Below are 11,288 nucleotides of genomic sequence, written 5' to 3'. Positions count from 1 at the left end.
TACCGCAGGTTCCGGTTGGTAGGTTTATGCGTATGCCCGCATTCCGCGACGACAGTTCGGCTGAGATCGCCGCCGCGCTCGGCGCGCTTCCGTCGGGTTCAGCGGTCTCGGTGGTTGCCACGCAGCTCCTCGATCTCTTCACGAGCGGCTCGATCCCGCCAGGCACCAGGTTGCCGCCCGAGCGCCAGCTCGCAGCGCGCCTCGAGGTGGGTCGCTCAGCCGTGCGAGAGGCGCTCGCGGCGCTCGAGATCCTCGGCATCGTCGACGTGCGCCCCGGCTCGGGCACTTACCTCCGCGGCACGGTGAGCGAGCTCCTCCCCCAGAGCCTCAGCTGGGGCGTGCTCATCGGCCAGCGCAGCACGACCGAGCTGCTCGAGCTGCGCTCGGGCCTCGAGATCTACGTCGCGCGCCTCGCGGCCGACCGGCTGACCGACGAACAGCTCACCGCCCTCGCGCGGCACCTCGACCGCATGCGCGCCTCGGTCGACGACGACCTGAAGTCCTTCGTGAAGGCTGATCTCGCCTTCCACCACGAACTCGCGACGAGCGCCGACAACTCGGTGCTCCTCGACCTGCTGCAGATCGTGCGCTCGCTCCTGCGCGTCTGGGTCGATCGCGCCGTGCAAGACGAAGCCAAGGCTCGCACCGCCCTAGAGGAGCACGAGGCGGTCTATCGCGCCCTTGCCGCCCGCGACGCCGACGCGGCCGCCTCGGCGATGGCGGCGCACATGGCGACGGCTTCGGCGCGACTCGCGGCCGCCCACGAGAGCGACGCCGCGGAGACCGCCTGAGTCGATCAGCCCTGCGAGGCGATCAGCCCTGCGAGTCGAGCACCGCGACCTCGAAGGGGGCCACGATGAGGTGGCGTTCACGTCCGCCGTGGGGAATGCGGAGCGCAACGGTCCGGTCGGCGAGGCTCGCCACGAGCACGCGCCATGAGCCGTCGGGCCGCGCTCCGCCGACGATCCAGATGCCGTCGGGCGTTGCGCCCCGCGGCGTGAGCAACCTGGTGCCGGCGATCGAGGCGATCTCCTCGATCGCGCGCGCCACGGGGAACGGGCCGGCTGCGTCGCGGATGCCTCGGGGCCCGACCGACTCGAAGTAGTCGACGCTCGCGACCAAGCCTGTGCTGTTGCCGGTGTCGGTAGCGGTTCCTGCGCCGGCGCCGGCGACGGCGCCCGCGCAGATCGCCGCGAAGCTCGCGACCGTCCAGGCCTCCAGCGCGACGGATGCCTGGCGGGGGTCCGTCGCACCCTCGACGACCTCGGCGCCATAGCCCTCGGCGAGCGCCGCAGCCGTCGCGAGGCGGGCTCCGCCTCCGCTCGTCGCCACCGCGTTGAAGCGCGATCGCAACGTGATCGGCCCCACGTGCAACGGTCGCCCATCGGCGATCCGCACCGCATCTCGCACGACCGTCGCCTGCATCGCCACGGACTCGACGAGCTGGGCGCGCTCCGTCGCGTGCATCTGCGGCGTCATCGCGAACGTGATGCCCTGGAGGTCCGCCGGCAGCTCGTGATGCTGCCGGTTGAGTTCCGTGAAGTGCGAACGCGCGCCGCCGATGAGTTCGGCTTCGGGCAGGCTCGTGCGCGCGGCATCCGTGAGGGCATCCCACAGTTCGGGCTCGGTGACGTGCCCGCGACCGCCGAAGACGCCGATGCGGGAGACGGCGCCGGATGCCGCGGCGACGACGACCGCTTCGTGCACGGAGGCCGGGTCGTCGGCTGTGATGCGCACGTCGAGCGGCAGCCCGCCCGCCTCCACGGCAGCGCGATCGAGCGCCGCGCGCCACGACGGCGACCGGGTGTCGAGCTCGACGAGGAGCCCGGCGACGCCGGCGGGCAGGCCGTTTGCCGAGAACGCGGCGTCGGGCACGGTAGAGGCGCCCAGAGTCAGGGTGGGCACGCGGTGGTCGGTCTCGTCGAACTCGATGATCCGATCGGCGCCCGTCGCGGCATCCGTCACCCGGCGCTGCTCCACTCGCGTCGACTCGAACTCGACCGACTGCTCGATCACGGCACCCGCCGGGATCGCGACGGGGAACGGGCGTGCGAGGGGCGTGCTGTACGTTTTGAACGAGGCGTCGGTCCAGTTGCGCTGGTCCTCCATCTCGAACACGTCGCCCGCGAACGTCGCCGTCGTCACGACGCCGTCGTGGGTCCACGCGAGCGAACGGATGTCCATGGCCGGCTGATGCGGCGCGACCTCCACAGGAAAGGCGGTGTTGCGGATGCCGCCGCTCGCCGTGGCGATCGTCAGGTCCGCGCCCGCCACGACGGGCGGATGGAGCACGATGAGGCCGAACCGGTTGCTCAGGAACTCGACGCGAGACGTCGCCACGAGCCGCACCGCGAAACGGGCGTCGTCGGCGCGAACCACGATCGCAGCCGCGATATCGGCTCCCAGGCCACGGAGCGCGAACTTGAGATCGAGGCCGTCGTCACGCTCGCCGACCGACTCGACACTGGCCGGCACGGTGGCCCAGTCCCGGTCGCGCGCGACGGCGCGCACGCTGCGCACGACGGGTGTGCCGTCGAAGGTCAGGTCGGCGAGTTCGTCTCCCCGGAGTTCGAACCGCCATGGGCCGACGGTGAACGGCATGGGCTCGGGTTCGTGGTCACCCCAGGCCCGCTCGCGCGCGGCCCAGCTCTCGCGGGTCACAGGCTCGACATCCCGCCGTCGACGGCGAACGCGGCGCCCGTCGCGAACGCGCTCTCGTCGCTCGCGAGGTAGACCATGATGCCCTCGACATCGGCCGCCGAGCCCGCGCGGCCCATCGGGATGCGACTGACGATCGCCGTGCGCGCGTCGTCATCGCCCGTGAGCGTGGAGACGAGCGGCGTCTCGGTGTACGCGGGGATGACGGTGTTGACGCGGATGCCGTCGCGCGCGTAGGCCGCGGCGACGGTGCGCCCGAGCCCGTGGATGCCGGCCTTCGACGTGCTGTAGGCGGTGAAGACGTCGCCCTCCCCGCGCACCCCGGTGGGACTGCCGGTGAGGATGATCGAGCCGCCGCCTCCACCGCCGTCGCGCGCGAGCATCGCCCGCACCGCGTGCTTCACGGTGAGGAAGGTTCCCGTGAGGTTGACGTCGATCGTGCGGCGCCAGACCTCGAGGTCGAGGTCGCCGGCTTTGGCATCGTGGCCGAACAACTGCACGCCGGCGTTCGCGACGACGACGTTCGGGCTCCAGCCGTCGGCCGCGAGCAATGCCATCGCCGCCTCGACGGATGCCTCGTCGGAGATGTCCATGACGACGCCCCGGGCCGCCCCGGCTCCCCCGGCCGCCCCGCCTCCGTCGGCTCCCTCGCCGAGCCCGGCCACGACCGTGGCGAGCGCCGCTTCATCGCGGTCGGCGAACACGACGCGCGCGCCCTCGCCCAGGAATCGCAGCGCGACCTGCCGCCCGATTCCCGAGGCTGCGCCCGTGACGAGTGCGGTCTTTCCGGTCAGGCGGTCGGTCATATCGGGCCCCTTCAACGAATCATCCTTGATAACCGGTTCGCCGGTTCATCGGTCACGTTACCGCCTCGGCGACGGTCCCTCAGGCGCGCGTCGACTCGCGAACCACGAGTTCGGGCTGGAACGTCACCTGCTCCGGGGTGAACTCGCTGCCTGCAGCCGCCTCCTTGAGCAGGAGGTCGACGGCGGTGTAGCCGATGAGCGAGGCCGGCTGCCGAATCGAGGAGAGCGGCACGACCGCTGCCGAGGCGAAGTCGATGTCGTCGTAGCCGATGAGCGCGATGTCGCCCGGCACCTCGACGGTGCCGAGCATCTTGAGGGCCTGGAGCACGCCCATGGCGAGCAGGTCGTTCGCCGCGAAGATCGCATCGGGACGCTCGGAGACCGGCCGCTCGCGGATCTGCTCGCCCGCCGCGCGGCCCTGCAGCACGGAGAGCGAATCGGTCTCGATGACTTCGAGCGACATCCCGGGGGTCGCCTCGACGGCACGACGCGCACCTTCGAGCCGGTCGACCACCTGCCGGATGCTCGACGGGCCACCCACGAACGCGACACGACGCCGTCCGATGTCGGCGAGGTGGCGCACCGCGAGCTCGCCGCCGACGACGTCGTCGACCGCGACCGACGAGTAGCTCCGATCGGCCGACTCGCGGTCGACGAGCACGACGGGAGTGCCGCGCTTCCGCAACCGCTCGAGCCGCGGCAGGTCGTCGGTGAGCGGCGAGATGAGCACGCCGTGCACGCGCTGCTGCTCGAAGAGGTCGAGGTAGGCGCCCTCACGATCGGGGTTCTCGTCACTGTTGCCGAGCAGGAGCGTCATGCCGTCTTCGGCCGCGCGATCCTCGGCGCCGCGGGCGACATCCGTGAAGAACGGGTTGCGCACATCGAGCACGATGAGGCCGATCGAGCTGCTGCGCCCGGCCCGCAACTGGCGAGCGGCGTCGTTGCGCACGAAGCCGAGCTCCGCGATCGCAGCGCGCACGCGCTCGACGGTCTCGGGCGAGACCTTCTCGGGCCGGTTCAGCACATTCGAGACCGTGCCCACGGAGACGGATGCCGCAGCAGCGACATCCCGCACGCTGACTACCACTCCGCCTCCTTCGCCGGGGCCATCTCCCACCGATACCGATACCGATCGCGTTCGGCCCTCGCCGAAACGATTCAGTCGCTGCCGTCGAGAGTACTGCCCCGATGTGCCTCGCGCGACTTCTCAGGGCACCGACACGGCGGCGAATTCCGCGACCTGACGATGGACGCCGGGCCCGAGCTCTCGCTCCCCCTCGCCGGCGAGGTCGAGCACGGCCGTCGCGCCCAGCGGCACCGTCATCTCGACCTCGAGCCGATCTGCCTCGATCCGCCAGGAGATCGCAGCGCGACCGTATGGCGTCTCGTGCTCGGCCCTGGCCCAAGTGAGCCCGCCGCCCGGGCGCGGAGCGAACCGGATGCGCCGGTACCCAGGTGCGTCGGGGGCGATGCCGGCGACCGTCCGGTGCATCCAGTCGGCCACCGCGCCGAGTGCGTAGTGGTTGAACGACGTCATGGTGCCCGAGTGCACCGTGCCATCGGGAAGCATGCTGTCCCAACGCTCCCAGATCGTCGTCGCCCCGTGCGCCACGGCATAGAGCCACGACGGACAGCTCCGCTCCATCAGCAGGTCGTAGGCGACGTCGGTGTGTCCCGTGATCGAGAGCGCATCGGCCACGAGCGGCGTGCCGACGAAGCCGGTCGAGATGCGATTGCCCGACTCGGCGACGAGCTCGGCGAGCCGCTCCCCCGCGGGCTGGCGCACCAGTTCGGGCAGGAGGTCGAATGCCAGCGCGAGCGCGTACGCCGTCTGGGCATCGCTCGTCATGATGCCGTCGTCGCCGACGTAGGCCGAGACGAACGCCGTGCGAACCTCGTCGGCCAACCGGGCGTACCTCGTCGCGTCGCCGGCATGACCGAGCACGTGCGCCATCCGCGCGACGAACCGAGCGGATGCCGCGAAGTAGGCCGTCGCGACGAGATAGCGGTCGGTCTTGCCGTCGGCCGGGTCCTGCGGAGGAGCGTCGGGGTCGAGCCAGTCGCCGAGCTGGAAGCCGTGGTCCCACAACCGGTCGGGACCCGCCAGTCGCGCCTGCAGGTCGACCCATCGTCGTGCGCTGTCGTACTGCGCGCGAAGGATGCCCACGTCGCCGAACCGCTCGAAGAGCGTCCACGGCGTGAACGTCGCCACGTCTCCCCAAGCTGCGCCCGGACGGATCGGCGTCCACATGTGGTGCGCGGGGATCACCGGCACGTACCACGGGATCGTGCCGTCGGGGAGCTGCTCGACCGCGACATCCGTCAGCCAGCCGGCGAGCATGCCGCTCACGTCGTAGAGGAACGACGCTGTCGGGGCGAACACCTGCAGGTCGCCGGTCCAGCCGACCCGCTCGTCCCGCTGCGGGCAATCGGTGGGGATGTCGACGAAGTTGCCGCGCATGCTCCAGACGACGTTCTCGTGCAACCGGTTGAGCTCAGGATCGGAGCTCTCGAACCAGCCGGTGCGCTCGAGGTCGGTGTGATAGACCGCCGCCACGAGATCGCCGCGGGCCGCGGCGACGTCGAGGTCGCCTGGCCAGCCCTCGACTTCGGCGTACCGGAATCCGTGGAAGGTGAACCGCGGCTCCCACTCCTCGATCGCGCGGCCGGCGAGGACGTAGTGGTCGGTCGACTTCGCCTCGCGCAGCGGGCGAGTGTAGAGCTCGCCGTGCTGGAGTACTTCCGCTGTGCGGATCGTGACACGATCGCCGGCCTCGCCCGAGACGCGGATGCGCACGCGGCCCACGAGGTTCTGGCCGAAGTCGATGATCCGCTTGCCGGTCGGCGACGTGAGCACCTCCACGGGGGCGATCACCTCGGTGCAGCGCACAGGCGGGCCCTGCGGTGCGACGAGCGAGGCGCGGTCTCGCTTCCGTGTCGCCACTGCGGACCACGCGGCGTCGTCGAAGCCGGGAGACGACCAGCCGGGCTGCTCGAGCCGGGCGTCATACTCCTCGCCGTCGTAGTTGCCGGCTCGCAGGATCGGCCCGACGCTCGCGCGCCACGCGGCATCCGTCGCGATGACCTCCCGACGACCGTCGGCGTACGTGAGCTCGAGCTGCGCGAGGAACGACTGGTCGAAGCCGAAGATGTTCCGGAAGCCGCCGCGCCAGCCGAGTCTTCCCCGGTACCAGCCGTCGCCGAGCCACGCGCCGATCGCGTTGCGCTGAGCGGGTGCGAGCAGCTCGGTCACGTCGTAGGTGTAGTACCGGAGCCGGCGCGGGTAGACGGTCCAGCCGGGTGCGAGCGCATCATCGCCCACCCTGCGCCCGTTGATCTCGGCCTCGTAGAGCCCGTGCGCGGTCGCGTACAGCCGAGCTGAGACGAGGTCGTCGCCGACCTCGAACTCCCGGCGCACGAGCGCGGGCCTTCGGTCGTCGGAGTCGGGGTCCTCTGGCCAGGCGCCGCCGACGGGCACCGCGGCCCAGTCGTCGGGCTCGAGCAGGCCAGCCTCGAGGTCGCTCGGGTCACTCCAGGCGCCCCAGCTCGCGCCGTCACCGCGGACGCGCACCCGCACGATCGCGTGCTCTCGCGAGCGGAGCGGCTCGTCGGGCCAGTCGACGAGCACCTGCTGTTCGGTCTCGATGACCCAACGGCGCACGCCGCCGCGGCGCACGATCTCGAGCTCGGCAGCGGCCTGGCGCCAGCCCGGCTCGCCCGACACCTTCCACGACAATCGCGGAGTCGGTTCCCCGATGCCGATCGGCGAGCGGTGGTGCTCGATCGTCGGCGGTGCCGGAGTAGCCATCATTGGAGTACCTCGTCACTTGATCCTGACACGTTTCAAACGGATGCTACATGAATGCGCCACCACTGGGGTAAAACTTGTTGAGACGTTTCAAGATGCAGTAGCATCACTCACGGCCGGCAAGCAGGCGCCGGTCGCCGCGAGGGAGAATCGATGCCGATCTACGCACCGGGTCACTGGCTCAACCCTGAGACCCGCCCCGAGGGGTGTTCGATCGCCGGAGCGGGACGAATCGCGGTCCGGGCCGGAGATCGCTTCGATCGCCACCATCACGAGGGCGACGAGGTCTGGTTCATCGCGAGGGGCCGCGCATGGATCCTCGTCGAGGGCGCTGAGCGAGAAGTGGGCCCGGGCGACATCGTGCTCGTGCCCGCGGGCACGAGCCACGATATCCTCGCCGTCGACGGCACGTTCTCCGGCTTCTTCCTCGAACAGGAGGTGCCGGGTCAGGCGACCGGGCACCTTCATCGGGATGTGGTCGATGCGGCCGGGCACGAGGTGGTCGCCCTCGCAGAGGTGGCGGGCGATGGGCAGACTGGTGGTTTCGATACGCGTCGGGCTTGGCCCGGCGCTACTCAACCACCGGGTACCGGGACGGAAGACTGATGCGGATCGCGATCCCCGGGAGCAACGGGAAGCTCGGCCGCGCCGTCGTGGAGCGCTTGACCCGCGACGGGCACGAGGTGGTCGGCTTCGACCGCAGCGGGCCGGCCGGATCGACCTTCACTCGCGTTGATCTCCTCGACTACGGGCAGACGCTCGACGCGATGCTCGGGGTGACGGCGCGACACGAGGGCGTCGACGCCCTCGTGCACCTCGCGGCGATCCCGGTGAACGGACTGGTTCCCGACGCGACGACGTTCCACAACAACCTGACGGTCAGCTTCAATGTGATGTTCGCCGCGCAGCGTGCCGGCGTGCGCACGATCGTCGCGGCATCGAGCATCACGGCGATGGGCTTCCCGTTCGACGAACCGCCGCCGTATCTCCCGGTCGACGAGGGCTTCACCGCCGCGAACAACACGTACGGCCTCGCCAAGGTGCTCGAAGAGGCGATGTTCGCGCAGCTCGTGCGTTGGCAGGAGTCGACGTCGATCACCGCGCTGCGCTTCACGAACGTCGTCGGCGAAGACGAGTACGACTCGTTCGCTCGCGCAGACGACCCGTCGTACCGACGCGACCTGCTCGGCTCGTACCTCGACGTGCGCGACGGCGCCGAGCTCGTCGCACTCGCGCTCGCGCACGCGCGCCCCGGGCTCGAGACCTACGTCGCCGCAGCGCCCGACAGTGGGCTCGAGATCCCGTCTCGAGAGCTTGCGGCGCAGTGGTGCCCGGGCGTCGAGCTGCGCCATCCCCTCGGAGAGTACGAGTCCCTCGTCTCGAGCGAGAAGGCGCGCCGCGAGCTCGGGTTCGAGGCTCGGCATCTCTGGAGGGACGAGTATCGGGGACGCAACGACACGATGAGGAAGGGAACGTCATGACCTTGGCGACCGGATCACTGGGCACGACCGGAATGCAAATCACGACCGTGGGCCTCGGCGCCTGGGCGATCGGCGGCGGCGACTGGGCCTTCGCGTGGGGTCCCCAGGACGACGAGGTGTCGATCGCGACCATCCATCGCGCGATCGAGCTCGGCGTCAACTGGATCGACACCGCGGCCGTCTACGGCCTCGGTCACTCGGAGGAGGTCGTCGCGCGCGCCCTGCGCGATGTGCCCGAGGTCGACCGGCCGTTCGTCTTCACGAAGGGCGGTCTCGTCTGGGACGACACCGACCGCCGAGCCCGCGCCGACCGGCGCGGATCGCCCGAGGCCATCCGCGGCGGCGTCGAGGGCTCGCTCCGGCGACTCGGGGTCGACCGCATCGACCTGTACCAGATGCACTGGCCCGCCGAGGATGGAACGCCGCTCGAGGAGTACTGGTCGGTCTTCGCCGCACTCCGCGACGAGGGCAAGGTGCGCGCGATCGGCCTCTCGAACCACGGCCTCGCCGAACTCGAGCGCGCGGAGGCGATCGCCCACGTCGACACGCTGCAACCGCCGTTCTCGGCCATTCGTCCGGACATCGCGCACGACGGCCTGCTCGATTGGTGCATCGACCACGGCACCGGCGTCATCGTCTACAGCCCCATGGGGTCGGGACTGCTGACGGGAGCGTTCACCGCAGAGCGCGTCGCGGCGCTTCCCGACGACGACTGGCGCAAGTCGAGTCCCGATTTCGGCGAGCGCCTCGACCGCAACCTGGCCGTCGGGCGCGCGATCGCCGACGTCGCCGAGCGCCACGGCGTCTCACCGGCATCCGCCGCCGCAGCCTGGACGCTCGGATTCCCCGGCGTGACCGGCGCGATCGTCGGCGCGCGCCGACCCGACCAGGTCGACGGATGGATCGACGCCGTCCGGCTCGAGCTCGACGATGCCGACTACGCCGAGATCACCGGCCTCGTTCCGACACGGGGAACCGCGTGAGTCACGGACCCGAGACCGTCGAGCGGTGGGGCGTCTGGGAGGGGCTGTTCCCGGGTCCGAGCGAGCCCAACGCGTCGAATGAGCCCACTGAGGCATCCGCTGCACGGCCCGACTTCGCCGTGGACTTCGAACGCGACGGCACCCGCATCTCGGTGCCGGGCTTCTTCGACGGCGACGGGCGCTACCTCGTGCGCTTCTCGCCACCAGAGACCGGCGCCTGGACCTATCGGAGCCGAAGCTCGAGCGACGACCTCGACGGCCATGAGGGCGCCTTCACTGCCGCTCCGCCGGGCCCGGGGAATCACGGCCCGGTCGGCGTCGCCGGCACGTTCCACTTCGCCCACGCCGACGGCACCCGGTACCGCCCGGTCGGGGCGACGGTGTACAACTGGGTGCACCAAGCGCCCGAGCTGTACGAGCGCACGCTCGACGCCATCGCCGAGGCCGGGTTCACGAAGCTCCGCTTCCTCGTGTTCCCGCAAGGCGGCGGCCATGTCGAGTACGTGCCGCCGACCTTCCCGTTCGCTCGCACTGCCGACGGCGGCTGGGACGTCGACCGGCCCGACCTCGAGTTCTTCCGAGCGATCGATCGCTCCGTCGCCGACTTGCTCGAGCGCGGCATCCAGGCCGACGTCATCCTCTTCCACCCCTACGACCGCGGCGAGTACGGCCTCGACGGGCTCAGCCCCGAAGAGGACGCGCGCTACCTCGACTACGTGATCGCGCGGCTGTCGGCGTACCGGAACGTCTGGTGGTCGCTCGCGAACGAGTACGACCAGCTCGAACGGCCCGACGAGCGCTGGGACGACGTGTTCCGGCAGATCGTCCGCATCGATCCGCACGAGCGCCTCCGCTCCATCCACAACTGGATCCAGCTGTACGACTACAACAAGCCGTGGGTCACCCACGCCTCGATCCAGAACGGCTGGGCCGTTGCCGAGCCCGGTCGGGCGGTGCTCTATCGCGACGCATACCGCAAGCCGATCGTGCTCGACGAGATCAAGTATGAGGGCGACACCGTCGAGCGCTGGGGCAACCTCAGCGCACAGGAGCTCGTGCATCGCTTCTGGCTTGCGACGGTCGGCGGCACCTACGCGACGCACGGCGAGAGCTTCCTCACCGCCGAGGGCACGCTGCACATCGTCGTCGGCGGGGCGTTCCGCGGCGAGAGCCCGGCCCGGCTCGCGTTCCTCCGCCGCATCCTGGAGGAAGTCGACGGCGCCGGGCTCGACCCGATCGACAAGTGGGATGACACGACGTCGACCGTCGGCATCCCCCGGCGCCTGTACCTGCAGTACCTGGGTCGCGACGCTCCCGCGAGCTGGGCGTTCTCGCTCCCCCAGGGCGTGCTCGGCGAGCGCGTGGAGCTCGGCGACCGCTACGCCGTCGACGTGATCGACACCTGGAACCTGACCGTGACGCGGCATCCGCAGGTCTTCACGATCGACGACGTGCAGCGCAACTCGGCGCACGCGCCGGGCGAGGTGCAGCTCCCAGAGGGGCAGGCGATCGCACTTCGGGTGAGCCTCGTCGACTGATCAGGAGACGGATG

At 70.5% G+C, this 11,288-nt stretch carries 9 protein-coding genes; 5 read left to right on the top strand and 4 right to left on the bottom strand.

Annotation, left to right across the window (positions count from 1 at the left end; genetic code table 11):
- Positions 1–32 precede the first annotated feature (32 nt).
- A complete protein-coding gene (locus QFZ29_RS19670) occupies positions 33–791 on the top strand; it encodes a FadR/GntR family transcriptional regulator (RefSeq protein ID WP_306896317.1) in 759 nt (252 codons plus the stop codon).
- 22 nt (positions 792–813) lie between these two features.
- On the opposite strand, the gene QFZ29_RS19665 is transcribed toward QFZ29_RS19670, so the two are convergent.
- The 4 genes from QFZ29_RS19665 to QFZ29_RS19650 all read right to left on the bottom strand — a co-directional run bounded on the left by QFZ29_RS19665 (position 814) and on the right by QFZ29_RS19650 (position 7,272).
- The gene (locus QFZ29_RS19665) at positions 814–2,661 is read right to left on the bottom strand and encodes a hypothetical protein (RefSeq protein WP_306896315.1); all 1,848 of its coding nucleotides are present in this window, start codon (positions 2,659–2,661) and stop codon (positions 814–816) included.
- On the bottom strand, positions 2,658–3,464 hold the full coding sequence (locus QFZ29_RS19660; protein WP_306896313.1) for an SDR family NAD(P)-dependent oxidoreductase: 807 nt from the start codon (positions 3,462–3,464) through the stop codon (positions 2,658–2,660). Before QFZ29_RS19660 ends, QFZ29_RS19665 begins: the two co-directional genes overlap by 4 nt.
- A 79-nt stretch (positions 3,465–3,543) precedes the next feature.
- Positions 3,544–4,551, bottom strand: a complete 1,008-nt coding sequence (locus QFZ29_RS19655; protein ID WP_306896311.1) for a LacI family DNA-binding transcriptional regulator — start codon at positions 4,549–4,551, stop codon at positions 3,544–3,546.
- 120 nt (positions 4,552–4,671) lie between these two features.
- Positions 4,672–7,272: a glycoside hydrolase family 78 protein gene (locus tag QFZ29_RS19650; RefSeq protein ID WP_306896309.1), complete on the bottom strand. Its 2,601-nt coding sequence runs from the start codon at positions 7,270–7,272 to the stop codon at positions 4,672–4,674.
- A gap of 153 nt (positions 7,273–7,425) precedes the next feature.
- Between QFZ29_RS19650 and QFZ29_RS19645 the strand changes: the two genes are divergently transcribed.
- Genes QFZ29_RS19645 through QFZ29_RS19630 form a run of 4 tightly spaced genes read left to right on the top strand, consistent with a single transcriptional unit; the run spans position 7,426 to position 11,274 of the window.
- Positions 7,426–7,878: a cupin domain-containing protein gene (locus QFZ29_RS19645; protein ID WP_306896308.1), complete on the top strand. Its 453-nt coding sequence runs from the start codon at positions 7,426–7,428 to the stop codon at positions 7,876–7,878.
- Positions 7,878–8,753 (top strand): NAD-dependent epimerase/dehydratase family protein, encoded by an 876-nt coding sequence (locus QFZ29_RS19640; RefSeq protein WP_306896306.1) that lies wholly within the window; start codon positions 7,878–7,880, stop codon positions 8,751–8,753. Before QFZ29_RS19645 ends, QFZ29_RS19640 begins: the two co-directional genes overlap by 1 nt.
- On the top strand, positions 8,750–9,736 hold the full coding sequence (locus QFZ29_RS19635) for an aldo/keto reductase (protein ID WP_306896304.1): 987 nt from the start codon (positions 8,750–8,752) through the stop codon (positions 9,734–9,736). Before QFZ29_RS19640 ends, QFZ29_RS19635 begins: the two co-directional genes overlap by 4 nt.
- On the top strand, positions 9,733–11,274 hold the full coding sequence (locus QFZ29_RS19630; protein WP_306896302.1) for a DUF5060 domain-containing protein: 1,542 nt from the start codon (positions 9,733–9,735) through the stop codon (positions 11,272–11,274). Before QFZ29_RS19635 ends, QFZ29_RS19630 begins: the two co-directional genes overlap by 4 nt.
- Positions 11,275–11,288 lie beyond the last annotated feature (14 nt).

Source organism: Agromyces albus, from assembly GCF_030815405.1.
In the GTDB taxonomy this organism is placed as follows: Bacteria; Actinomycetota; Actinomycetes; order Actinomycetales; family Microbacteriaceae; genus Agromyces; species Agromyces albus_A.
The sequence above is the reverse complement of the archived record's forward strand: the minus strand, read 5'-3'. Positions and strand labels throughout refer to the sequence as shown.